Here is a 23,983-nt window from a genome sequence, read left to right on the forward strand (position 1 = left end):
GGTTTCACAGCCCGCCCTGCTGGGCAAGCCCGGCCTGCGACGGGCGCTGACGGCGGGGGGTGCGGGGGGCTGGCCCCCCGCCGTCGCGGGACGCAATCCTCAGGGGCGCGTGGCGCGGATCAGCGCCAGGATGTCCGCCGCCGCCGAGGGGATGTTGGTGCCCGGGCCAAAGATCGCCTTGACCCCGGCGCGGCGCAGGAAATCGTAATCCTGCTGGGGAATGACCCCGCCGCAGATGACCAGGATGTCACCCGCGCCCGCCGCCTTCAGCGCCTCGATTAGTTTCGGCGCCAGCGTCTTGTGCCCCGCCGCCTGGCTGGAGATGCCGATCACGTGGACATCGTTGTCCACCGCGTCCTGCGCCGCCTCCTCGGGCGTCTGGAACAGCGGGCCCACATCGACGTCGAACCCGATATCGGCGAAGGCCGTGGCGATCACCTTGGCGCCGCGGTCATGACCGTCCTGACCCATCTTGACGACCAGCATGCGGGGGCGGCGGCCCTCCTCCTCGGCAAAGGCCTCGACGTCGCGCTGGATCTGCGCGAACCCCTCGTCGCCCTCATAGGCCGCGCCATAGACCCCGGCCAGGGTGCGAACCTCGGCGCGGTGGCGGCCGAACACCTCCTCCATCGCGGTGCTGATCTCTCCGACCGATGCGCGGGCGCGCGCGGCCTCGACCGCGGCCTCCAGCAGGTTGCCCCCTTCGCGGGCGCGCCGGGTGATCTCGGCCAGGGTGGCGGTCACGACCGCCTCGTCGCGCTGGCCGAGGATGTGCTCCAGCCGCTCGATCTGGCTCTTGCGGACGGCGACGTTGTCGATGTCCAGGATGTCGATCGGGTCCTCGGTCGCCTTGCGGTACTTGTTCACGCCGACGATCACGTCCTCGCCCCGGTCGATCAGGGCCTGGCGGCGCGCCGCCGTCTCCTCGATGCGCAGCTTGGGCATGCCCGAGGCCACGGCCTTGGTCATGCCGCCCATCTCCTCGACCTCCTCGATCAGCGCCCAGGCCTTGTCGGCCAGCTCCGCCGTCAGGCTCTCGATGTAATAGCTGCCGGCCAGCGGGTCGATCACGTTGGTGATGCCCGTCTCCTCCTGCAGGATCAGCTGAGTGTTCCTGGCAATGCGGGCGCTGAATTCCGTGGGCAGGGCGATCGCCTCGTCCAGCGCGTTCGTGTGCAGCGATTGCGTGCCGCCCAGGGCCGCCGACATCGCCTCATAGGCGGTGCGGATGACGTTGTTGTAGGGGTCCTGCTCCTGCAGGCTGACGCCCGAGGTCTGGCAATGCGTGCGCAGCATCAGGCTGCCCGCCTTTTTCGGCGCGAATTCGGTCATGATCCGGTGCCACAGCAGGCGGGCGGCCCGCAGTTTCGCGATCTCCATGAAGAAATTCATGCCGATGGCGAAAAAGAACGACAGCCGCCCCGCAAAGGCGTCCACGTCCATCCCGGCGGCGATGGCGGCGCGCACGTATTCGCGCCCGTCGGCCAGGGTGTAGGCCAGCTCTTGCACGAGGTTCGCGCCCGCCTCCTGCATGTGATAGCCCGAGATCGAGATCGAGTTGAACTTGGGCATCTCATCGGAGGTGTACTGGATGATGTCCGCGATGATCCGCATGCTGGGTTCGGGCGGATAGATATAGGTGTTGCGGACCATGAACTCCTTGAGGATGTCGTTCTGGATGGTCCCCGACAGCACCTTGCGCGAATGGCCCTGCTCCTCTCCGGTGACGATGAAATTCGCCAGGATCGGGATGACCGCGCCGTTCATGGTCATCGACACCGACACGCGGTCCAGGGGGATGCCGTCGAACAGGATCTTCATGTCCTCGACCGAATCGATGGCCACGCCGGCCTTGCCGACATCGCCCTCGACGCGGGGATGGTCGCTGTCATAGCCGCGATGGGTCGCCAGATCGAAGGCCACCGACACGCCCTGCTGTCCCGCATCCAGCGCCTTGCGGTAAAAGGCGTTCGACGCCTCGGCCGTGGAAAAGCCCGCATATTGCCGGATCGTCCAGGGGCGGCCCGCATACATCGTGGCGCGCGGGCCGCGGGTAAAGGGCGCGATGCCGGGCAGGCCGTCCAGATGCCCCATGCCCTCCAGATCGGCGGCAGTATAGAGCGGCTTGACGGCGATCCCCTCCAGCGTGTCCCAGGTCAGGCTGTCGGGGTCACGGCCCTTCAGTTCCGTCTCGGCCAGCTTGCGCCATTCCTGCAGTGTGGGTTTTGTCATGATCCATCCTTTCCTGCGGCCCGTCCTGCCCTATATTCAAAGCATGACGAGGTGCCGATGAAGTTGAAATTTATGATTTTCGTGATGGCGCTTGCCGCCATGGGCCCGGCGCGCGACGCGCCCGCACCCGATGCGGAGGACGTGCGCGACACCCGGTCGCAGGGCAGTTCCGCCCGCCTGCCACCGGTCCAGAGCCAGCAACCCGCGCCCAACCAACCAGAGACTGACGCGGTGCGTCCCGGCGCCGCGATGCAGATCCTGGACGCGAGTGAGGTGCGGCCGGATGCGTTCCTGTGGACGCAGCGGCCGGTGGTGGTCTTTGCCGACACGCCCGACGATCCGTCCTTCCTGCGCCAGGTCGAATCCCTGCGCAGTGGCGCCGCGGCCCTGGCGGGGCGCGACGTGGTCGTGGTGATCGACAGCGATCCTGCCGCGAACAGCCTCTGGCGACAGCAGCTGCGGCCCCAGGGCTTTTCGCTGTTGGTGATCGACAAGGACGGACAGGTCAAGATCCGCCGCCCCAGCCCCTGGGACGTGCGCGAGATCGGGCGCGCCATCGACCGGCTGCCGCTGCGCCGCCAGGAGGTCGGGCGCGGCAGCCTGCTGCGATAGGCCGGGCACCCGCGAAACTTGTGGATTTGCGGCGCGTTCCCTATATCATGGACAGCATCGGGCAGGGTGTCCGGTGCTTGAGAGGACAGGATCATGGCCACATCGCGTACAGACCGCAGCGCCGCATCCGCAGCGCCATCCCATTCCCCGGCAGCCCCGCGCCGCGCCGATATCGGTGCCGCCCGCCCCGAGGCCAAGCCAAAGCCCACCGCCGTCAGCCGCGCCAACGAGATCGTGCGCGCCATCGGATTGCGGCCCATCACCGGTCTCTCCGGTCCGAAGATCGGCTACTGACATCGCGCGCGGCCAGACGGTCGCGCATCTGCGCCAGTTCCGCAGGCAGGCGCTGCGCCATCTGCGCCGCTGACGCCGTCTCATCCGCATCCAGCATCCGGTTCACAGCCTCGGCGCCGCCCTGCAGGCTTTCGGTCAGCACGCGAATGGCCTGGATGCCGGTATCGCGGGTCTCCTCCATCAGCGACAGGTAATCGGCCATCATCTGCGCGGCGCGCGGCGGATCGTTGCGCGCGATGCGGCGCAGGTCCGTGGCCAGCGCACCCATGATCGACAGCAGCCGGTAATACAGCACGATCGGGTCGATGATCGGCGCGGGCAGGATATGGATATCGGCGATCACCGCGCCAAAGATGCGGTCATTCGCATGCTGGGGCAGGGTGGGGACGAAATCGCCCGTGGCCATGCGCGCGATCAGCAGGGCCGCGTCCTCTGGTGTCGGGGTCTGCTGTTCCAGCGCAAAGACATGGGCACGGATCTCGGCCAGCAGGGCGCGTTGCAGGTCCGTCTCGCGCGCGCGGCGCAGGGCGGCGTCGCGGCGGCGGGTCTGGGCCGCGACCACGATCCAGCCGATAGCGACGAACAGGCCGGTGACGACCGCCTGCTGCAATTGCGGGCTGAGATGGGCGTCAAGCGGGGCCATGGGAACCTGCCGTGCGCCCCGCGCGTCCTGTCATGACAAGGAGATCGCCGATGACCCGCCTGTGCCTGACTGCCGTGATGGCCCTGTGGCCCGTGATGGCCCCCGCCGATGCCGCGCGTGGCGCGACCGCGCTGACCGTGACACCGGCGGAGGGCGACACGCTGCGCGCGCTTCGCTGGCAGGCGCGCCCGGTTCTGGTGCTGGGCCCGCAGGCGCAGGTCCGGGACCAGATCGCCGCGCTGCAGGCGCAGGCCGCGGCCCTGGCCGACCGCGATGTGGTGCTGCTGACCGACGGTCCGGGGGCCGACGCGCTGGACGCGGGCGCGGGGTTCCGGGTGCTGCTGATCGGCAAGGATGGCGGGGTCAAGCTGGACCAGTCCGACCCCGTCACCGCCGACCGGATCATCGCGCTGATCGACAGCATGCCGATGCGCCGCCGCGAGGCACGCTGAGCCCCGGTCATCGCCGCGACCCGGCGGTCAGCGCCGCCAGCCCCGCCGCCAGATGCCCCGCCACCGCCGCGGCCAGCGCCTGATCCACCGTCAGGCGACCGTCCAGCATCAGCACCAGCGCCCCGCCCCAGATCACCGCCGACAGCGGCAGCGCGATCAGCCAGTATCGCAGGCCCCGCCAGCGCCCGGCCAGCGTGCCGAACACCAGCTGGAACAGCGCCAGCCCCACCAGCGGCGGCAGGACATAGGCCAGCGGCAGATCCGTCCCGCCCAGGGGAACGGTCGTCCCGCCCGCCACCGCCAGCACGCCCGCCGCCCCGGTCAGGGCGATCAGGGTGGCCAGCAGCCAGGCGGGCAGGGTGCGGATCATTCGAACTCCATGATCACGTCATCGACCTTGAGGCTTTCGCCCGCCGCCGCATTGACGGATTTGACCACGCCGCGACGTTCGGCGCGCAGGATGTTCTCCATCTTCATGGCCTCGACCGTGGCCAGGGCCTGACCCTCCTGCACCTCGTCGCCCGCCGCCACGTTGACCTTGACGATCAGGCCGGGCATCGGACACAGCAGGAATTTCGACGTGTCGGGCGGCAGCTTTTCGGGCATCAGCCGCGCCAGCTCTGCGGCGCGGGGGCGGCGCACATGCACCTTCAGGTCGGCGCCGCGCATCCGCAGCCGCAGGCCCGCCGGGATCTTGTCGACCTTGAGGACCAGCGGGCGGCCGTCGACGTCCAGCCGGGCCAGCGACTGTCCGGGGCGCCAGTCGCCCTCGACCCGCAGGGTGCGGCCGGCGATGGCGACATCGGCGCCGTCGCGATCGGCGCTGATCTGCACGGGCCAGTCATGGCCGCCGGCAAAGACCACCCAGGTCTCGCCGACATGGCGTTCGTGATTGTCCAGGCGACCGCTGATCCGGGCGCGGCGGATCTCGGCCACGCGGTGCATGGCGGCGGCGGCGGCGGCCAGGCGCAGCAGGTCATCCTCGGGCAGGGTCGCACCCTGGAACCCGTCGGGATATTCCTCGGCGATGAAGGCGGTGGTGATGTCGCCCGACACGAATTTCGGATGGTCCATCACCGCCGACAGGAAGGGCAGGTTGTGGCCGATCCCCTCGACCTCGAACCCGTCCAGCGCGGTGCGCATCGCCTCGATCGCCTCAGCGCGCGTCGGCGCCCAGGTGCACAGTTTGGCGATCATGGGGTCATAGAACATGCTGATCTCGCCGCCCTCATAGACGCCGGTATCGTTGCGGACCGCCGCCGCCCCGGTGGGCGCGCCATGGGCCAGCCATTTGCCCCCCGTCAGCATCGGCCCCGCCGCCACCTCGACCGGGGGACGATAGCGCGTCAGCCGCCCGATCGACGGCAGAAAGCCGCGATAGGGGTCCTCGGCGTACAGCCGGCTTTCCATCGCCCAACCGGTGATCTTGAGATCCTCCTGCGCAAAGGGCAGCGGCTCTCCGGCGGCGACGCGGATCATCTGTTCGACCAGATCGACGCCGGTGATCAGCTCGGTCACCGGATGCTCGACCTGCAGGCGGGTGTTCATCTCAAGGAAATAGAAGTTGCGCGCCCCGTCCACGATGAATTCGACCGTACCCGCGCTGGTATAGCCCACCGCCTTGGCCAAGGCCACGGCCTGGCTGCCCATCGCGGCGCGCGTGGCCTCGTCCAGGAAGGGCGAGGGCGCCTCCTCGATGACCTTCTGGTTGCGGCGCTGGATCGAGCATTCGCGCTCGTGCAGATAGACCGCGCCGCCGTGCTGGTCGGCCAGCACCTGGATCTCGATATGGCGGGGCTGGGTCACGAATTTCTCGATGAAGATCCGGTCGTCGCCAAAGCTGTTGGCGGCCTCGGATTTCGACGATTCGAACCCCTCGCGCGCCTCGTCGTCATTCCAGGCGATCCGCATGCCCTTGCCGCCGCCGCCCGCGCTGGCCTTGATCATCACCGGATAGCCGATCTGCGCGCTGATCGCGGCGGCCTCGTTCGCATCCGCGATCAGCCCCATATGGCCGGGCACGGTGCTGACGCCTGCCTCCTGCGCCAGCTTCTTGGAGGTGATCTTGTCGCCCATCGCCTCGATCGCGCCCGAGGGGGGCCCGATGAAGACGACGCCCTCGGCCTCCAGCGCCTGCGCGAACAGCCGGTTCTCGGACAGGAAGCCATAGCCGGGATGGACGGCCTCGGCGCCGGTCTGGCGGACGGCGTCCATGATGCGGTCGATCACGATATAGGACTGGTTGGCCGGAGAGGGGCCGATATGGACCGCCTCATCCGCCATCTTGACGTGCAGCGCGTTGCGATCGGCATCGGAGTAGACAGCGACCGTCGCGATGCCCATGCGGCGCGCGGTCTTGATGACACGGCAGGCGATCTCGCCCCGGTTGGCGATCAGGATCTTCTTGAACATGGGCTCCCCCCCAGAACGGCGTGTGAAAAGGCCGCCCGGAGCATGACGCTCGGGACGGCCTGGCAGAGAGATGGCGCGACGGGCGCGCCGATCAGGCTGTTACTGGCACAGCTGGAAGTCGTTGCACAGCGCGCCAGCAGCACCGCCGATGGCCGCGCCGCGGATGACGTTGCCGCCGCTGACCGAGGCTGCGGTCGCGCCGACGCCAGCGCCGATGAGCGCGCGGTCGGTGTCGGTGGGGTTGATGCCCTGGGTGCAGCCTGCAACGGCGGTTGCGCCGACAAGGGCTGCGACGGCAAAGAATTTCGGCATGATGAGAGTTCCCTGGTTATGGTGGCAGGAGCGCAACGCGCATCCCGCCGGATCGTTTCACGACGGCCGCAGCCGCGATCAGTAGCGGCGCTGGCAGACGCCCGCGTCGTCGCACAGCGCGCCGCCGACGGCACCGATGGCTGCACCGGTCGCGATGTCTTCATTGAGGGCGCGGGCAACGACCGCACCGGCGACGGCGCCGCCTGCAGCACGCTGTGCGTCCGGCGAGATGCCGCCGCCCTGATAGCCGGGTGCGCAGGCGGCCAGACCGGCTGCGACGAATGCCAGACCGGCGACGCGGAGGGTGAAGAGGTTCTGCATGATATGAAGCCTGTATTGATGGGCCCGCTGCGGGCCGGTTGGAGGTGGTGACGGGTTATCGCATGGCTGCACCCCGCGTCAAACTGACATGCGTGTGACATCAAGGGGTTCAGCGCCAAATCGCCCATCAGTCGTCGTCCGCCTCGTCATCGTCCCACGCATCCGTGTCGTCCCAGTCAAAGGCCGGGGCGGCATCGGTCGCGAACAGTTCGGGGAAGGCAGCCTCGGCTGCGGTCATGTCGACGCGCAGCAGCTGGTCGTAATCGGCGGGATCGAATTCGCCCACCGCCACGACCTCGCGGCCGATCAGCCAGGACAGGCGTCCAGCGTCAAGGTTGCCGCGCGGAAAGGGTTCGTCGCCGAAATTCGCGATCAGCGCGGACAGGAAACCCGCATCGGCGCGCTTGTCGGCGGGCCGGCGGTCCTTGAACCGTTCGCGTCGCGTGATGGGCGTGGCGCCCTTCTTGCGATTCTCGCGACGGATCACGAATTGGAAATCGGTGCCGGGCAGGCGCCCGGGAAAGCCGCGATGCTTCAGCATGGCGTAGCCCCTGTGCTGGGGCGCGCGGGACGGACCGCTGCGCGCGGGCGGGCGGCCCGCCCGCGCGCGATGATCACAAGATGTGGATCAGAACTTGCCGCGATAGACCGGTTCGGTCGTGACGGGGTTGGCCATGGCGCCGGCGGGCGCGGTCGGCACGAACACGTCGTTGGGCTGCTGGCGCTGGCAGGCGGCGAAAGCCGAAACCAGGACGAGGCCGAGGATGATCTTTTTCGACATGAGGACAGTCTCCTGTAGGGCGGGCGGCAATGGGCCCGGCTGCTCGGGGTGTGGTCGGCTTGTTGGGTGGCCGGCCTGCGCGCGATGATAGCCGCAGGCCGCCCGATCAGACAGGGACGCGCGGTCGCGGACGCCAAAGCGCCGCCCCCCTGTGGCCCTGCTGCATCATTCACGATCTTGTGCACCCTGCGCCCGTCCCTGTCCGTCACAGCGGAATGTTGTCGTGTTTTTTCCACGGGTTCGTCAGGCGCTTGCCGCGCAGCGACGCAAAAGCACGCGCCACCCGGCGGCGCGTGCTGCGCGGCTGGATCACCTCGTCGATGAAGCCCTTTTCGGCGGCCACGAAGGGGTTGGCAAAGCGGTCCTCATAGTCCTTGGTGCGCGCCGCGATCTTGTCCGCATCGCCCAATTCGTTGCGATACAGGATCTCGACCGCGCCCTTGGCGCCCATCACCGCGATTTCGGCGGTGGGCCAGGCATAGTTGAAATCGCCGCGCAGATGCTTGGATGCCATCACGTCATAGGCCCCGCCATAGGCCTTGCGGGTGATGACCGTGACCTTGGGCACGGTCGCCTCGCCATAGGCGAACAGCAGCTTCGCGCCATGCTTGATGACGCCGCCATATTCCTGGCCGGTGCCGGGCAGGAAACCCGGCACGTCCACCAGGGTCAGGATCGGGATCTCGAACGCGTCGCAGAAGCGCACAAAGCGCGCCGCCTTGCGCGAGCTGTCGATGTCCAGGCACCCCGCCAGCACCATCGGCTGGTTGGCCACGACGCCGACTGTCTGCCCCTCGATCCGGATGAAGCCCACGATGATGTTGCCCGCGAAATCCTTCTGGATCTCGTAGAAATCACCCTCATCCGCGACCTTCTGGATCAGCTCCTTCATGTCATAGGGCTGGTTCGGGTTGTCGGGGATCAGCGTGTCCAGGCTGGGCTCGATCCGCGCCGGATCGTCGAAGAAGGGCCGCGTCGGCGCCTTTTCGCGATTGTTCAGCGGCAGGAAATCGAACAGGCGGCGAATTTCCGACAGCGCCTCGACATCATCCTGGAACGCGCCGTCGGCCACCGACGATTTCCTGGTATGCGTGGACGCACCGCCCAGCTGTTCGGCAGTCACGACCTCGTTCGTGACCGTCTTGACCACGTCGGGACCGGTCACGAACATGTAGGAGGTGTCGCGCACCATGAAGATGAAATCGGTCATCGCCGGCGAATAGACCGCGCCGCCCGCGCAGGGGCCCATGATTACGCTGATCTGCGGGACCACGCCGGATGCCATGATGTTGCGCTGGAACACGTCGGCATAGCCCGCAAGGCTGGCCACGCCCTCCTGGATGCGCGCGCCGCCCGAATCGTTCAGCCCGATCACGGGGGCACCGTTCTGCATGGCCATGTCCATGATCTTGCAGATCTTCTGGGCGTGGGTTTCGGACAGCGACCCGCCAAAGACGGTAAAGTCCTGGCTGAACACATAGACCATGCGCCCGTTGATCGTGCCCCAGCCCGTCACGACACCATCGCCGTAGGGGCGGTCGTCCTGCATGCCGAAATCGGTGCTGCGATGGGCGACGAACATGTCGAATTCCTCGAAGCTGTCCTCATCCAGCAGCAGTTCGACCCGCTCGCGGGCGGTCAGCTTGCCGCGGGCGTGCTGCGCGTCGATGCGCCGCTGCCCCCCGCCAAGCCGGGCCTGCTGTCGCCGTTCCTCCAGCTGTTGCAGAATATCCTTCATGGCGGGCCTCCCTGTCGCTTTCCCGGACGGTAGACTGAGCCGCCCGCGCCGCAAAGCAGTTTCGGGTAAATTTGCAAAGAATGCGGGCGTCGCGCGTTGCGAACTGCAACCTTGCAAATTCCGTCCTGCAGCCGCCCCTTGACGGCGGGCCAAAGCAGGGGCAAGCCACCCGGATGGGATTGCAGATCGACATCGCGGCCATCCTGGCCAATCACGCGGCGCTGGCCGCCCAAGCCCCGACCGCCCGCGCGGCAGCCGTGGTCAAGGCGGACGCCTATGGCCTGGGCGCCGCCACAGTCGCCCCGGCGCTGTACCGCGCGGGCGTGCGCGACTTCTTCGTGGCCCTGGTGCAGGAGGGGCGGGCCATCCGCCCGCTGCTGCCGCCTGACGCGCGCATCAACGTGCTGTCGGGGCATATGGCGGGTGCTGACCTGACCGGCCTGACCCCGGTCCTGAACAGCCCCGAGCAGTTCTTTCGCGACCGCGCCATGCGGCCCGGCCAACCCTTTGCAATCCAGCTGGACAGCGGCATGAACCGCCTTGGGATGGAGGCCGCCGAATGGGCCGCCATCCGCACCGAGGCGCTGGCCGCCGGTCCCGCCTTCATCATGTCGCACCTGGCCTGCGCCGATGAACCCGACCACCCCGCCAATGCCGCGCAGCTGGCGGCCTTTCGCGCGATGACCGATGGCTGCGGCGTGCTGCGATCGCTGGCGGCGACGGGGGGCACTCTGCTGGGGCCGGATTATCATTTCGACATCGTGCGCCCGGGCGTGGGCCTCTATGGCGGGCAGCCCTTTGCCGATGCGCGGGGGGTGGTCACGCTGTCCCTGCGCGTGATCCAGACCCGCGACGTCCGCGCCGGAGAGATGGTCGGCTATGGCGCCAGCTGGCACGCGCCGCGCGACTGCCGCATCGCCACGGTCGATGCGGGCTATGCCGACGGCATCCTGCGGTCGCTGTCGGGCAAGGGCGCACATCTGTTCGCGGGCGATATGGCCTGTCCCATCGTCGGGCGCGTGTCGATGGATCTGATCACCGTGGACGTGACCGCGCTGGCGACGGTTCCCGACCGGCTGACGCTGATCGGGCCGCATCAGCCCATCGACCGGCTGGCCGATATCGCCGGAACCATCGGATATGAGGTGCTGACCTCTTTGGGGCTGCGCTACGACCGGACCTATCTGTGACCCCCATCCGCGCGATCGGACGGCCCGCCCTTGCTGCGACCCGCGCCATCGGGGCGGTGGCGCTGTTCGCGCTGCGCGGTCTGGCGGGGCTGGGGCCGGGAAGCGGGGCGGCCATCGCGCGCCAGCTGGTCCAGATCGGCTGGCTGTCGCTGCCGGTCGTGGGGCTGACGGCGCTGTTCACCGGCGCGGCGCTGGCGCTGCAGATCCATTCGGGCGGCGCGCGGTTCCAGGCCAGCGACGTGGTGCCCGCCATCGTGGCCATCGGCATGGTGCGCGAGCTGGGCCCGGTCCTGGGCGGGCTGATGGTTGCGGCGCGCGTCGCCAGCGCCATCGCGGCCGAGATCGGCACCATGCGCGTCACCGAACAGATCGACGCGCTGGTCACGCTGTCGGCCGATCCAATGCGCTGGCTGGTCACGCCGCGCCTGTGGGCGGGGATGCTGTGCGTGCCGGTGCTGGTCGCGGTGGGCGACATCATCGGCATCATGGGCGGCTGGCTGGTGGGAACGACCTCTCTCGGCTTCAATTCGGCCAGCTATATCGCCAACAGCTGGGCCTATCTGGAGGCCTGGGACGTCACCTCGGGGCTGATCAAGGGCGCGGTCTTTGGGCTGGTGGTTACGCTGTCGGGCTGCTGGTTCGGGATGCGCGCGGGACGCGGCGCCGCGGGCGTGGGCCGCGCGGTGACCAATGCGGTCGTCGCCGCCGCCGTGGGGATCCTGGCGGCCAATTTCGTTCTGACGGGGCTGTTTTTCGAATGATCACGCTGCGCGGCCTGACCAAGTCCTTTGGCGACAAGCCCGTTTTGGACGGGATCGACCTCAGCGTCGCGCAGGGAGAGAGCCTGTGCGTCATCGGCCAGTCCGGCACAGGCAAATCGGTGCTGCTGCGCTGCATCCTGGGGCTAGCGGCGCCCGATGCGGGCCAGGTGCTGTGGCAGGGCGCACCGCTGGACCGGCGGCGGTTCATGGCGCAGTTCGGGATGCTGTTTCAGGGCGCCGCACTGTTCGACAGCCTGACGGTCTGGCAGAACGTGGCGTTCCGGCTGCGCCAGCGCATGGACGACCGCCGCGCCCGCGCCATCGCGCTGGACAAGCTGGCGCGCGTGGGGCTGGGGCCGGAGGTGGCCGACCTGATGCCGGCAGAGTTGTCCGGCGGCATGGCGAAGCGCGTGGGCCTGGCCCGCGCCATCGCCGATGATCCGGCGGTGATTTTCTTCGACGAGCCCACCACCGGGCTGGACCCGATCCGCGCGCGGGCCATCGACGCGCTGATCCGCGGCATCGTGACCGAGACCGGGGCCACCGCCATCACCATCACCCATGACATGGACAGTTGCCGCATCATCGGCGACCGCGTGGCGCTGCTGGCGCAGGGGCGGATCGCGCATGACGGGCCGGTCCGCGACATGGATCGCGCGCCCGCGCTGGCCGCTTTTCTGGGCAGGGTGCCCCTGCATGGGGGGCCGGATGCCGCGTCGTGATGCAACCTTTGCGCCGGTGCCGCCGTTCTGCCACAAACAGGGGCAGGTCCGCCCGAAAGCTGACCAACATCAACTTGTGCGAATCCGACGCGCTTGCCACCATGATCATACCCCTCTGACCAGGAGAGACATTTGGGCCTGACCCCGACGCCACCCGTCACCGCACCTTCGGCCGAAACCCTGCTGGAATTTCCCGACAACCGGTTGCTGATCGACCTGTGCGGTCCCAACGACCGCCATCTGGCCCGGATCGAGGAGGCGCTTGGCGTTCATATCCTGCGCCGCGGCAACCAGATCGCCGTGGTCGGCGGCCCTGAGGCCCAGGCCGAGGCCGCGACCCTGCTGCAGGGCCTCTATGCGCGGCTGGAACAGCACCGCCCCGTCGGCCCCGATGAGGTCGAGGCCGCGTTGCGCATGGGCGTTGAGCCCGCAGCCGACGTCACCCCCGCCGAACAGCTGGAGATGTTCGCCCAGGGCAATTACGAGCTGCGCACCCGCAAGAAATCGGTCGAGCCGCGCACGGATGCGCAAAAGGCCTATGTCCGGTCGCTGTTCCAGAACGAGCTGGCATTCGGCATCGGGCCTGCGGGCACGGGCAAGACCTATCTGGCGGTGGCCGTGGGCGTGACCATGCTGATCGGCGGGCATGTCGACAAGATCATCCTGTCGCGCCCCGCGGTCGAGGCGGGCGAACGGTTGGGCTTTCTGCCCGGCGACATGAAGGAGAAGGTCGATCCTTACATGCAGCCGCTGTATGACGCGCTGAACGATTTCCTGCCCGGCAAGCAGATGCAGAAGCTGATGGAGGAAAAGCGCATCGAGATCGCGCCGCTGGCCTTCATGCGCGGGCGCACCCTGTCGCGCGCCTTCGTGGTGCTGGACGAGGCGCAGAACGCCACCAGCATGCAGATGAAGATGTTCCTGACCCGACTTGGCGAAGGCTCGCGCATGGTCATCACGGGCGATCGCACCCAGATCGACCTGCCGCGCGGGATGATGTCGGGGCTGATGGACGCCGAAAAGATCCTCAAGGACGTCAAGGGCATCAGCTTCAGCTATTTCACCGCCGATGACGTCGTGCGCCACCCGCTTGTCGCGCGCATCATCAAGGCGTATGAGATCGAGGACAATGCCGCCCTTGCCCGCGGCGAAACAGAGGAGCCGCGCGGCCAGTATGTCCCGCGCCGCGCGTTCAGAAACGATGCCTGACGAGATCACCGTCGATTGCGTCATCGAGGATGACCGATGGCAGGCCGCCGGTCTTGAGGACCTGGCGGCCCGCGCCGTCCAGGCCGCGCTGGACCATCACGACCTGACCGGAGAGGTCGTCATCATGGGCTGCGACGATGCCCGCATCGCCGCGCTGAACGCCGATTTCCGCGGCAAGCCGCGCGCGACCAACGTGCTGTCCTGGCCCTCGGTCGAGCATCTGCCCCACGCCCCCGGCGCCATGCCCGAGCTGCCCGACGAGGAGGAACTGGGCGACATTGCCATCGCCTATGACACCTGTCTGGCCGAGGCCCGCGCCCAAGGCAAGCCGATGGATCACCACGTCCAGCACCTGCTGGTCCATGCCACGCTGCATCTGCTGGGCTATGACCACCAGACCGATCCCGATGCCGAGCGGATGGAGGCGGTCGAACGCACCGTCCTGTCCGCCCTTGGCATTCCCGACCCCTACCAGGAGAAAGACCGATGAATTCCGACAGCCGATTATCCGCCACGGCCCCTGACCCTCACGTCGAGGAGACCCCGGCGATCGCCGTGGACGGTGGTGGAGGAGAGGGCCGCGAGGCTGGAAACGGAAAGGGCTTCTTCGGTCGCGTGCTGTCGGCCCTGACGGGGTCGGAGGCCGGTTCGGATGAGGACGGTCAGGACCGCCATGTCGTCGGCACCCCCGGCCTGGGCAACCTGCGCCGGATGCGCGTCGATGACGTGGCCATCCCCAAGGTCGAGATCGTGGCCGCGCCGGTGAACCTGTCGCTGGAGGATTTGGTCGAGATGTTCCGCGAACACGGATTCTCGCGCATGCCGGTGTTTCGCGGCACGCTGGACAGCCCGCTTGGGCTGATCCACCTCAAGGATCTGGCGCTGAAGCACGGGTTCGGCGCGGGCGGCAAGTTCACGCTGCGCCCGATGCTGCGTCCGTTGCTCTATGTGCCGCCCTCCATGCCCATCGGGGTGCTGCTGCAGCAGATGCAGACCAAGCGCATCCACATGGCGCTGGTCATCGACGAATATGGCGGCGTCGACGGGCTTGTCACCATCGAGGATCTGATCGAGCAGGTCATCGGCGAGATCGAGGACGAGCATGACGAGGATGAGGGCGGCCTGTGGGTCCATGAAAAGACCGGCCAGTGGCTGGTCCAGGCCCGCGCCCCCGTCGATGCCGTCGAGGCCGAGACCGGCCTGCGTCTGGCGGGCGAGGATGACGAGGATGTCGACACGCTTGGCGGCCTGATCTTCATGCTGGCGGGGCGCGTGCCGCTGCGCGGCGAGGTCATCGCCCATCCGTCGGGTGCCGAGTTCGAGGTGGTCGATGCCGATCCGCGCCGGCTCAAGCGGATCCGCCTGCGCATGCCCAGCATTGCGACCCCCTCGGATCGCAAGACCGACGCCGCGTGACGGTCAGCTGGCGTCGAAACGCGCCAGCATCGCCTCGTAGAACCGCTCCCTCAGGGGGTCGGTCTCCATCAGGATCTCGTGGCGGGCGCCGGGGATCTCCAGCAGTTCCGATTGCGGCCAGCGCGCAGCGCGGTCGCGGATGGCCTGCGGCGAGACGACCCTTTCCTCGGACCCGAGCGACACCAGCATCGGCACCTCAGGCGAGGCGATGCGCGACAGCCGCGCGCATTCGTTCAGCGCGCGGCTGACCCAGTCGAAGGTCGCGCCGCCGATGGTCAGGTCGGGCCAGGCCACGGCCTCGCGCACCAGGCGCGCCCATTCGTCACCGTTGCGCGTCAGCAGGTTGGCGTTGAAGCTCTCGTCCAGCGGATAGGTCGTGGCCGCGCCTCCGCTGCCGGGGGCGGTGAACCCGCCGCGCCCCACGCGCCCGGCCAGATAGGCGATGCCAATGGCCAGCCCCTGCTGCACCCGGCGCAGGTTGATGCCCCACATCGGCGCCGAGAACACCGCGCTCTGGACCGGCAGGCCGCCTTCCAGCGCGGCCAGCCCGATGCAGCCGCCCATCGAATGAGCCAGCAGGTGCCAGGGGCGGGGCAGGTCCAGGTCGCGTGCCGCGACCAGCATCTCGACCACGTCGCGCTGATAATCGGCAAAATCGCGGATATGGCCGGGGCGCGGATTCGGCTGCAGCCGGTCCGACATGCCTTGGCCGCGCCAGTCGATGCACAGCACGTCATAACCCTCGGCCATCAGGCGATGGGCGACGGGGGCGTATTTCTCGATGTATTCGGTGCGGCCGGGGAACAGCAGCACGCTGCCGCGCCCGCCCTCGGCCGACCAATGCGCGACGCGCAGGCGGACCCCGTCATCCGCCCGCGCCCAAAAGGCGCGGGCGGGCTGCGACCGGTCGTCGGGCAGCTGATGGAACGGGGCCTCCTGCATGCGGCTCAGGACAGTTTCTGACCCAGCTGCATGGCCACGCCCATGTTGCCGTCGATCTTCAGCTTGCCCATCATGAAGGCGGTGGCCGGGTTCACGTCGCCGTTCATGATGCCCTCGAAGGTCTCGCGGCTGGCGGTCAGGGTCACTTCGGCCTCGTCGTCGCCGGCGCGCACGCCGGATTCGTCGATCATGATCGCGCCTTCGTCCTTGATCACGAACTTGGCGGTGCTGTCGAAGCTGTCGATCTTCTCGCTCAGCTTCTCGACGGCCTTGGTCACGACTTCGCTCATTTCACGTCTCCTGATGCGCTTTGTCTGGCGCCCGACCGGCGGGCCGGGTTACACCATCCCTATGAACGCGATCCGCCTGATTTTCCACTCTGCCGTCACGGCATTGCGTCACAACCTTCTGACGATTTTCCTCGTTTTGGCAAGCGTCATGCCGGGCTACGCGGCAGGGCAGGGGCTGGACGACGCCTTCGCCCGCCTGGCCAACCCCGAGGGCGAGGGCTGGCGCATCGCCGAAAGCGACATCCTGCGCGAATGGTCGCGGTCGGGGTCCCCGGCGATGGACCTGCTGCTGCGTCGCGGAGAAACCGCGCTGGACCAGGGCGACCTGGCGGGCGCCATCGGCCATCTGACCGCGCTGACCGACCATGCGCCCGATTTCGCGGCAGGCTTTCAGGCGCGGGCCGCGGCCTATGCGATGGACGGACAGTTCGGCCCCGCGCTGGAGGATATCCGCCGCGCGCTGTCGCTGGAGCCGCGCCATTTCGCGGCGCTGACGCAACTGGGCGCGATGCTGGAGGAGATGGGCGAGGATGACCGCGCCCTGGCCGCCTATCGCGCCAGCCTGGCCATCCACCCCCACCAGCAAGAGGCGATCGACGGTCAGGCCCGTCTGGAACGCAGGCGCACCGGCACCGATATCTAGGGCATGACCATGAGCACGCGCGGGCGGATCACCGCCATTCTGGGGCCGACCAATACCGGCAAGACCCACACTGCCATCCAGCGGATGCTGAACCACCGATCGGGTGTCATCGGCCTGCCGCTGCGCCTGCTGGCGCGCGAGGTCTATGACCGGATCGTCGCGGCGCGCGGCCCCTCCGTCGTGGCGCTGGTCACCGGAGAGGAGCGGATCATCCCCGACCGCGTCCAGTACTGGGTCGCCACCACCGAGGCGATGCCCGACATCGCCACCGATTTCGTGGCCATCGACGAGATCCAGCTGTGCGCCGATCCGCAGCGGGGCCATGTCTTCACCGACCGCCTGCTGCATATGCGCGGCACGCTGGAGACGCTGTTCCTGGGCAGCGGCACCATGCGCCCGGCCATCGCGGCCCTGGTCCCCGAAACCCAGTTCGAGCGGCGCGAGCGGTTCTCGACCCTGACCTGGGCGGGGTCGAAAAAGCTGTCGCGCATGCCCGCGCGCAGCGCCATCGTCGGCTTCAGCGTCGACGACGTCTATGCCATGGCCGAGCTGATCCGGCGGCAGAAGGGCGGCTGCGCGGTCGTGATGGGCGCCCTGTCGCCCCGCACCCGCAACGCCCAGGTCGAGATGTATCAGAACGGCGAGGTCGACTACCTGGTCGCCACTGACGCCATCGGCATGGGCCTGAACCTGGACATCAAGCACGTGGCCTTCAGCGCCACGCACAAGTTCGACGGCAAGCGCGTCCGCTCGCTGTTCCCGCATGAGATGGGCCAGATCGCAGGCCGGGCCGGGCGGCACACCGAATCCGGCACCTTCGGCGTCACCGGAGAGGCCGAGCCGCTGGACCCCGGTCTGATCGACGCGCTGGAAAACCACCGCTTTCAGCCGATCAGCCGGTTGATCTGGCGCAACGGTCGTCTGGAATTCGGCAGCATGGACCGCTTGGTCGAAAGCCTGGAGGCAGCCCCTGGCCACGAATTGCTGATCCGGGGGCGCGAGGCGGATGACGTGGCGACGCTGAAAATCCTGCGTGAGATGCCCGAGATCAAGGACCGCGTGCAGGGCGGCAAGGATGTTCGCCTCTTGTGGGACGTGTGCCGGGTGCCTGATTTCCGGGGCATTTCCGCAATGGAGCATGCGACGCTGCTGGCGCGGATCTTTGGCTTTCTGCAGGATGGGCATATCCCGGCGGACTGGCTGGCGCGCGCCATCGAACGCATCGACCGGACGGCGGGGGATATCGACGCGATCTCCAAGCGGCTGGCCTATATCCGCACCTGGACCTATGTCGCGCAAAGAACGGGCTGGGTGGCGGACGAAAAGCATTGGCGCGGAGAGACGCGCGCTGTAGAAGACCGCCTGTCGGACGCGCTGCACGCGGCCCTGACCCAACGATTTGTGGACCGGCGCACATCCGTGCTGCTGCGCCGGCTCAAGCAGAAGGAGAGCCTCGTGGCCGAAGTGAACGACAAGGGCGAAGTGACGGTCGAGGGCGAATTCGCCGGCCGTCTGGAGGGCTTCCGCTTTCGCCCCGACCAGACCGCATCGGCGGACGAGGCGCGGATGCTGTCGCGCGCCAGCTATGACGCGCTGAAACCCGAATTCCATCTGCGCGCCGACCGCTTCTACAACGCGCCTGACACCGAGATGGACTATACCGAGCAGGGCGGCCTGATGTGGGGCAACCAGGCCGTGGGCAAGCTGGTCAAGGGGCCTGACGCGCTGCATCCCGGCGTCGAGGTGTTCGTCGACGAGGAGGCCGGCCCCGAGATCGCCGACAAGGTCCGCCGTCGCGCCCAGCATTTCATCGACCGCAAGATTGCCGCCCTGTATGAGCCGCTGCTGACCCTGCAGAAGGACGAGGCGCTGACCGGTCTGGCGCGCGGTTTCGCGTTCCGCATGGTCGAGTCGCTTGGCATCCTGTCGCGTGACGGCATCGCCTCCGAGGTCAAGGAGCTGGACCAGGAGGCACGTGGCGCACTGCGCAAGCATGGCGTCCGCTTTGGTCAGTTCACCATCTTCCTGCCCGCGCTGCTGAAACCCGCGCCGACGCGCCTGCGTCTGGTGCTGTGGTCGCTGCACGAGGGTCTGTCGGAATTCCCCGAAAGCCCGCCGCCGGGTCTGGTCACCATCCCGCATCTGCCGGTCGTGCCCGATCAGGTCTATGCGCTGTCGGGCTATCGCCCGGCCGGAGACCGCGCGATCCGCATCGACATGCTGGAGCGGCTGGCCGATCTGCTGCGCGCGCAGGACACGCGCGGCGGCTTTGAGGCCAATCCCGACATGCTGTCGATCACCGGCATGACGCTGGAGCAGTTCTCGGGGCTGATGCAGGGCCTGGGCTATTCGGCCGAGCGGGCCGAGCGTCCCAAGGTCAAGACCTCCGAGCCGGTCGCGGTGGTCCCGGCCCCCGAGGGCGAGCCCTCGGACGCGCCCCTGACCGAAGAGGAATCGGTGCTGGCCGCCGAGACCCGCGCGAAATGGGAGGCCGAGCAGGCCGAAAAGCGTGCGGCAGAGCCGGTGGCCGAGCCTGAGGCCGTCGCGCAGCCCGACGAGGCCGCGCAGCCCGAGGAGGTCGCAGCCCCCGAGGTCGAGGTCTATTACACCTTCAAATGGGCGCCCAAGCCGCGCGGCAACCGTCGCTCCCAGGGCGAGCGTCCGCAAGGCGACCGTCCTCAGGGTGAGCGCCGCGGCCCGCGCCGCGATGGTGCCCCGCGTGAGGGTCAGGCCCGTGACGGTCAGGCCCGTGATGGCGCCGCACCCGCCGGCGACCACCCGCGTGGCGATGCGCCGCAGGGAGAGCGTCGCGACCGTCAGGGCAAGCCCGGCGGCAAGTTCGGCGGGCCCAAGAAGCCCGGCGGCAAGCCCGCCCATCAGGGTCCCAAGACGTTCTCGTCGCGCCCCGAGAAGAAGGCCGATCCCGACAGCCCCTTCGCGATCCTGGCGCAGCTGAAGGACAAGAGCTGAGTTGACCGACGCTGCCGAAGGGCTGCGGCTGGACAAGTGGCTGTTTTACGCGCGGATCTTCAAGACCCGCGGCCTGGCTGCCGCCCGCGTCGAGGCGGGCGGCATCCGCGTGAACGGGCAGCCCTGCCGCAAGCCGGGGCGGGCTGTCAGGGTTGGCGACGTGCTGACCGTCTCGGCCAACCGTCAGGTCCGGGTGCTGCATGTGCAGGGGTTCGCGGACCGCCGCGGCCCGGCCCCCGAGGCGCAGCTGTTGTATCACGAAGATCGCGACGGGTTGATTGATCCGGCCGAACTGTCTAGGTGACAGGTCGACAAGCCCAGACAAGAGCGCCCAGATGACCTATGTCGTGACTGACAACTGCATCATGTGCAAATACACCGATTGCGTCGAGGTGTGCCCCGTGGACTGCTTCTACGAGGGTGAGAACACGCTGGTCATCCATCCCGACGAATGTATCGATTGCGGCGTCTGCGAGCCTGAATGCCCCGCCGACGCGATCCGCCCGGATACCGAACCCGCGATGGAGACCTGGGTCGAATTCAACCGCAAGTATTCGGAACTCTGGCCGGTGATCACCCGCAAGAAGGACCCGCTGCCCACCGCGAGCGAGATGGACGGTCAGCCGGACAAGCTGGACAAGTATTTCTCGGAGGCGCCGGGGGCGGGCGACTGATTCGGATGGCCTGACGGGGTCTGCCGCGCCAAACCCTTGATATGACGGCCCGACGGGAAAAACGCACGGAGGAAAGCCATCGCTTTTTTCCGTGTCATTTTTGTGTTATAGTCCCCTATGTCGCGCGTCCCGCTGCGGGTCGTTTGCCCGCCCTGATGCGCCCCAGACTGCCGCGTTTTCGCCCTCTGCCTGGCGGGAACAGACATACATGATCGAAAATGGACCGAGGGTGGCCTGGCCCCCCTGCGGCCCTTTGTGTCCGTCTTTCGGGCGCATGTCAGAGGAAACCAGATGTCGAAAGCCAAGAAGAACGAATTCCGTCCCGATGATTTTGTCGTCTATCCGGCGCATGGCGTCGGTCGCATCGTCTCGATCGACGAACAGGAGGTCGCGGGACTGCGGCTGGAGATGTTCGTGATCTCCTTCGACAAGGACAAGATGACCCTGCGCGTGCCCACCGCCCGCGCCAGCGAGATCGGCATGCGCAGCCTGTCCACCCCCGACCTGATCGACCGCGCGCTGGAGACGCTGAAGGGCAAGGCCCGCGTCAAGCGTGCGATGTGGTCGCGCCGGGCCCAGGAATACGAGCAGAAGATCCATTCGGGCGACCTGCTGTCCATCGCCGAGGTCGTGCGCGACCTGCACCGCTGCGACGACCAGCGTGAGCAGTCCTATTCCGAGCGTCAGCTTTATGAGGCCGCGCTGGACCGTCTGACCCGCGAAGTGGCCGCCGTCGGTGGCCTAGACGAGGGCGGCGCGCAAAAGCGCGTGGGCGACGTGCTGATGAGCCGCGCGGCCTGATCCAGGTCCATCGCCATGGCTAGGGGGGCGTCCTGCGGGGCGCCCCTTTTCGCATCCCGCCCCGATATGCCGAACGTGGACAACGCCGGGCCGCCTGCCTATAAGGCCCCATCCATTGCAGCATTCGAGGCGCATCATGATCAAGGTCTTCGGCCATACCTCTCCGGACACGGATTCCACCGGCTCTCCCATCATCTGGGCGTGGTATCTGAACGAGATCCGCCAGACCCCCGCCGAGGCCGTCCTGCAGGGCGAGCCGAACACCGAGGCGCTGTGGATGCTGGACCGCTGGAGCCTGACCAAGCCGCGCATCATCACCGACGTGACCGCCGACGACCGCTGCGTCATCGTCGACACCAACAACCCGGCCGAGCTGCCCGCCAGCCTGGACCAGGCCGAGGTGATCGAGATCATCGACCACCACCTGCTGGCCGGCGGCATCAAGACCCGCGCGCCGATCAACATCACCATCCGCCCGCTGGCCTGCACCGCCACCATCATGCACGACCTGATGGGCGAGGACATCGCCCGCGCCCCCGAGGGCATCAAGGGCGCGATGCTGACCTGCATCCTGTCCGACACGCTGGAATTCCGCAGCCCGACCACGACCCCGCATGACCGCGCCGTGGCCGAAAAGCTGGCCGCCGATCTGGGCGTGACCATCGCCGATTTCGCCACCGAGATGTTCGCCGCGAAATCCGATGTCAGCGCCTTCAGCGACGCGGCCCTGCTGACCATGGACAGCAAGGAATACGAGCTGGGCGGCAAGCAGCTGCGCGTCTCGGTCCTGGAGACGACCGCGCCGCAGGTCCTGCTGGACCGCAAGGACGCGCTGATGGCCGCGATGCCCGGCGTGGCCGCCGCCGACGGTGCCGATCAGGTGCTGCTGTTCATCGTCGACATCCTGAACGAGCAGGCGACGCTGCTGGTGCCCAACGACTATGTCAAGTCCGTGGCCGAGCGCAGCTTTGGCGTGACCGTCACCGGCGACACCGTGGTCCTGCCCGGCGTCATGAGCCGCAAGAAGCAGATCATCCCGGTCCTGGCCGTCTGATGACCCGCATCATCGCTTCGCTGGCCGAGGTTTCGGCCGGCTATGATGCGCTGTTCTGCGACCTGTGGGGCTGTCTGCACAATGGCCGGCAGCCCTTTCCCGCCGCCGTCGCAGCCCTGCAGGCGTTTCGCGCGCAGGGGGGCAAGGTCTGCCTGATGACCAACGCGCCGCGCCCGAACCAGTATGTCGTGGCGCAGCTGGACCGCATGGGCGTGCCGCGCGATGCCTGGGATCTGGTCGTCAGTTCGGGCGACGCCGCGCAGGATGCGATGTTCGCGGGCGTGGTCGGGCGGCGCGTGTGGCATATCGGGTTGGAGAAGGATCTGGGCTTCTTCGCCGATATTCCACAGGCCCATCGGGGCGCCGATCCGGTCACCCGCGTCGATCTGGCCGAGGCCGAGGGCATCGTCGCCTCCGGCCCCTTCGACGAGATCAACGAGACGCCTGAGGATTACCGTGACCGGTTTCAGGACGCGATTGCGCGCGGCCTGACGATGCTGTGCGCGAACCCGGACATCGTCGTGGATATGGGCGACACCCGCATCTATTGCGCGGGCGCGCTGGCACAGTTCTATGAGACGCTTGGCGGCCGGACGCTGTATTTCGGCAAGCCCCACGCGCCCATCTATGACCGTGCGCGGGCGCTGATGGGTCTGGGCGCGGATGCCCGCTATCTGGCCGTGGGCGATGGGATCGCGACCGACATCGCCGGGGCCGAGGCGCAGGGCATCGACAGCATCTTTGTCACCGGCGGCCTTGCGGCGGATCTGTTCGGCGCCGATGTCGAAAACCCCGAGGCCCCGGCGCTGTCCAACTGGCTGATGGCCGAAGGGCGCGTGCCGACCTATGCCATCGGGCGCCTGCGCTGAACGCCAGCGCATCGCCGGAGACCCACGCCCGCAGGTCAGCCTGCGGGCGTTTTTCGTTTTCGGGAGACGGAATAAAAGATCATTGAATCGCGGAATGTTGAAATAATATTGCCATGGTGATGCCATGCTGCTATGCAGCAATGGAACAGGGAACGGTAGGACGGATGGGCTCCGACATGCTGGACAATTTCGCGCGCGGCACGATCGTCATCGAGGATCTGGAGATCGGCATGACCCGCCATCTGCACAAACAGGTCACCGACCGCGATATCGAACTGTTCGCCGAGGTTTCGACCGACCGCAACCCGGTGCATCTGGACGAGGCCTATGCCAATGACACCATCTTTGAAGGGCGCATCGCCCATGGGATGCTGACCGCCGGGCTGATTTCCGCCGTGATCGGCGAACAGCTGCCGGGCCACGGCACGGTCTATCTGGGCCAGACGCTGAAGTTCATGGCCCCCGTGCGCCCCGGTGACAGGGTCCGCGCCGAGGTCACGGTTCAGGATATCGACCACGCGAAACGGCGGGTCACGCTTGCAACCCGGTGCCTCGTCGGCGATACGGTCGTTCTGAAAGGCGAGGCGGTCGTGCTGGCCCCAAGCCGCAAGTTCGACTGAAGGGGCGCCCGGCGCGTCCCGTTGG

Annotated in this window: 28 protein-coding genes; 17 read left to right on the forward strand and 11 right to left on the reverse strand. The window is 67.8% G+C overall.

The genetic code is table 11. From position 1 onward, the window contains the following. Positions 1–99 precede the first annotated feature (99 nt). The gene (gene scpA, locus FA740_RS02195; protein WP_136855141.1) at positions 100–2,232 is read right to left on the reverse strand and encodes a methylmalonyl-CoA mutase; all 2,133 of its coding nucleotides are present in this window, start codon (positions 2,230–2,232) and stop codon (positions 100–102) included. Positions 2,233–2,289: 57 nt separating this feature from the next. Here scpA and FA740_RS02200 point away from each other — a divergent pair, with 57 nt between their 5' ends. Beyond that, positions 2,290–2,844, forward strand: a complete 555-nt coding sequence (locus tag FA740_RS02200) for a DUF4174 domain-containing protein (protein WP_136855142.1) — start codon at positions 2,290–2,292, stop codon at positions 2,842–2,844. Positions 2,845–2,937: 93 nt separating this feature from the next. Continuing rightward, positions 2,938–3,138 carry a hypothetical protein gene (locus tag FA740_RS02205; RefSeq protein ID WP_136855143.1) on the forward strand — a complete coding sequence of 67 codons (201 nt, stop codon included), beginning with the start codon at positions 2,938–2,940 and terminating at the stop codon, positions 3,136–3,138. Here the strand turns inward: FA740_RS02205 and FA740_RS02210 are convergent. After that, positions 3,104–3,781, reverse strand: a complete 678-nt coding sequence (locus FA740_RS02210; protein ID WP_136855144.1) for a hypothetical protein — start codon at positions 3,779–3,781, stop codon at positions 3,104–3,106. The two genes, FA740_RS02205 and FA740_RS02210, sit on opposite strands and share 35 nt — an antisense overlap. Positions 3,782–3,831: 50 nt before the next feature. On the opposite strand from FA740_RS02210, the gene FA740_RS02215 reads away from it, so the two are divergent. After that, positions 3,832–4,233 (forward strand): DUF4174 domain-containing protein, encoded by a 402-nt coding sequence (locus tag FA740_RS02215; protein WP_246053413.1) that lies wholly within the window; start codon positions 3,832–3,834, stop codon positions 4,231–4,233. A 7-nt stretch (positions 4,234–4,240) separates the two neighbouring features. Here the strand turns inward: FA740_RS02215 and FA740_RS02220 are convergent, their stop codons facing one another. The 7 genes from FA740_RS02220 to FA740_RS02245 all read right to left on the reverse strand — a co-directional run bounded on the left by FA740_RS02220 (position 4,241) and on the right by FA740_RS02245 (position 9,797). Continuing rightward, a complete protein-coding gene (locus FA740_RS02220; RefSeq protein ID WP_136855145.1) occupies positions 4,241–4,603 on the reverse strand; it encodes a hypothetical protein in 363 nt (120 codons plus the stop codon). Then, entirely contained in the window at positions 4,600–6,645 is a 2,046-nt protein-coding gene (locus FA740_RS02225) for an acetyl-CoA carboxylase biotin carboxylase subunit (RefSeq protein ID WP_136855146.1), read from the reverse strand. The genes FA740_RS02220 and FA740_RS02225 overlap by 4 nt, the downstream gene beginning before the upstream one ends. Before the next feature lie 99 nt (positions 6,646–6,744). Next, a complete protein-coding gene (locus tag FA740_RS02230) occupies positions 6,745–6,957 on the reverse strand; it encodes a hypothetical protein (RefSeq protein WP_136855147.1) in 213 nt (70 codons plus the stop codon). 78 nt (positions 6,958–7,035) lie between these two features. After that, the gene (locus tag FA740_RS02235; protein WP_136855148.1) at positions 7,036–7,278 is read right to left on the reverse strand and encodes a hypothetical protein; all 243 of its coding nucleotides are present in this window, start codon (positions 7,276–7,278) and stop codon (positions 7,036–7,038) included. A 127-nt stretch (positions 7,279–7,405) separates the two neighbouring features. Next, entirely contained in the window at positions 7,406–7,819 is a 414-nt protein-coding gene (locus FA740_RS02240; protein ID WP_136855149.1) for a hypothetical protein, read from the reverse strand. An 87-nt stretch (positions 7,820–7,906) separates the two neighbouring features. Next, on the reverse strand, positions 7,907–8,059 hold the full coding sequence (locus FA740_RS19580) for a hypothetical protein (RefSeq protein ID WP_169306194.1): 153 nt from the start codon (positions 8,057–8,059) through the stop codon (positions 7,907–7,909). Positions 8,060–8,264: 205 nt separating this feature from the next. Then, entirely contained in the window at positions 8,265–9,797 is a 1,533-nt protein-coding gene (locus tag FA740_RS02245; protein ID WP_136855150.1) for an acyl-CoA carboxylase subunit beta, read from the reverse strand. 173 nt (positions 9,798–9,970) lie between these two features. On the opposite strand from FA740_RS02245, the gene alr reads away from it, so the two are divergent. From alr to FA740_RS02275, 6 genes are all read left to right on the forward strand, one after another. Then, a complete protein-coding gene (gene alr, locus FA740_RS02250) occupies positions 9,971–10,987 on the forward strand; it encodes an alanine racemase (RefSeq protein ID WP_136855151.1) in 1,017 nt (338 codons plus the stop codon). Further along, complete coding sequence (locus FA740_RS02255; RefSeq protein WP_136855152.1) at positions 10,984–11,748, forward strand: MlaE family ABC transporter permease; 765 nt, start codon at positions 10,984–10,986, stop codon at positions 11,746–11,748. The genes alr and FA740_RS02255 overlap by 4 nt, the downstream gene beginning before the upstream one ends. Then, positions 11,745–12,470 carry an ABC transporter ATP-binding protein gene (locus tag FA740_RS02260; RefSeq protein WP_136855153.1) on the forward strand — a complete coding sequence of 242 codons (726 nt, stop codon included), beginning with the start codon at positions 11,745–11,747 and terminating at the stop codon, positions 12,468–12,470. The genes FA740_RS02255 and FA740_RS02260 overlap by 4 nt, the downstream gene beginning before the upstream one ends. Before the next feature lie 132 nt (positions 12,471–12,602). Next, positions 12,603–13,679 carry a PhoH family protein gene (locus FA740_RS02265; protein WP_136855154.1) on the forward strand — a complete coding sequence of 359 codons (1,077 nt, stop codon included), beginning with the start codon at positions 12,603–12,605 and terminating at the stop codon, positions 13,677–13,679. Then, on the forward strand, positions 13,672–14,169 hold the full coding sequence (gene ybeY, locus FA740_RS02270) for an rRNA maturation RNase YbeY (RefSeq protein ID WP_246053415.1): 498 nt from the start codon (positions 13,672–13,674) through the stop codon (positions 14,167–14,169). The genes FA740_RS02265 and ybeY overlap by 8 nt, the downstream gene beginning before the upstream one ends. After that, a complete protein-coding gene (locus tag FA740_RS02275; RefSeq protein WP_136855155.1) occupies positions 14,166–15,095 on the forward strand; it encodes a CBS domain-containing protein in 930 nt (309 codons plus the stop codon). The genes ybeY and FA740_RS02275 overlap by 4 nt, the downstream gene beginning before the upstream one ends. Before the next feature lie 3 nt (positions 15,096–15,098). Here FA740_RS02275 and FA740_RS02280 read toward each other — a convergent pair whose 3' ends face one another. Then, complete coding sequence (locus tag FA740_RS02280) at positions 15,099–16,037, reverse strand: alpha/beta fold hydrolase (RefSeq protein WP_136855156.1); 939 nt, start codon at positions 16,035–16,037, stop codon at positions 15,099–15,101. A gap of 5 nt (positions 16,038–16,042) precedes the next feature. Then, positions 16,043–16,327, reverse strand: coding sequence for an SCP2 sterol-binding domain-containing protein (locus tag FA740_RS02285; RefSeq protein WP_136855157.1), 285 nt, complete (start codon positions 16,325–16,327; stop codon positions 16,043–16,045). Positions 16,328–16,475: 148 nt separating this feature from the next. Here FA740_RS02285 and FA740_RS02290 point away from each other — a divergent pair, with 148 nt between their 5' ends. From FA740_RS02290 to FA740_RS02325, 8 genes are all read left to right on the forward strand, one after another. After that, positions 16,476–16,970: a tetratricopeptide repeat protein gene (locus tag FA740_RS02290; protein WP_246053417.1), complete on the forward strand. Its 495-nt coding sequence runs from the start codon at positions 16,476–16,478 to the stop codon at positions 16,968–16,970. A 9-nt stretch (positions 16,971–16,979) separates the two neighbouring features. Beyond that, positions 16,980–19,940 (forward strand): helicase-related protein, encoded by a 2,961-nt coding sequence (locus FA740_RS02295; RefSeq protein WP_136855270.1) that lies wholly within the window; start codon positions 16,980–16,982, stop codon positions 19,938–19,940. Position 19,941: 1 nt separating this feature from the next. Next, positions 19,942–20,244, forward strand: a complete 303-nt coding sequence (locus FA740_RS02300) for an RNA-binding S4 domain-containing protein (RefSeq protein WP_136855158.1) — start codon at positions 19,942–19,944, stop codon at positions 20,242–20,244. A gap of 31 nt (positions 20,245–20,275) precedes the next feature. Next, positions 20,276–20,614, forward strand: coding sequence for a ferredoxin FdxA (gene fdxA, locus FA740_RS02305; protein ID WP_136855159.1), 339 nt, complete (start codon positions 20,276–20,278; stop codon positions 20,612–20,614). A gap of 291 nt (positions 20,615–20,905) precedes the next feature. Further along, positions 20,906–21,415, forward strand: coding sequence for a CarD family transcriptional regulator (locus FA740_RS02310; RefSeq protein ID WP_136855160.1), 510 nt, complete (start codon positions 20,906–20,908; stop codon positions 21,413–21,415). Positions 21,416–21,551: 136 nt separating this feature from the next. After that, on the forward strand, positions 21,552–22,469 hold the full coding sequence (locus FA740_RS02315) for a manganese-dependent inorganic pyrophosphatase (protein WP_136855161.1): 918 nt from the start codon (positions 21,552–21,554) through the stop codon (positions 22,467–22,469). Beyond that, positions 22,469–23,338, forward strand: a complete 870-nt coding sequence (locus FA740_RS02320; RefSeq protein ID WP_136855162.1) for a TIGR01459 family HAD-type hydrolase — start codon at positions 22,469–22,471, stop codon at positions 23,336–23,338. Before FA740_RS02315 ends, FA740_RS02320 begins: the two co-directional genes overlap by 1 nt. Positions 23,339–23,514: 176 nt before the next feature. Further along, the gene (locus FA740_RS02325; RefSeq protein WP_136855163.1) at positions 23,515–23,958 is read left to right on the forward strand and encodes a MaoC family dehydratase; all 444 of its coding nucleotides are present in this window, start codon (positions 23,515–23,517) and stop codon (positions 23,956–23,958) included. Positions 23,959–23,983 lie beyond the last annotated feature (25 nt).

This window comes from Paracoccus hibiscisoli, assembly GCF_005048265.1.
Lineage (GTDB): Bacteria > Pseudomonadota > Alphaproteobacteria > Rhodobacterales > Rhodobacteraceae > Paracoccus > Paracoccus hibiscisoli.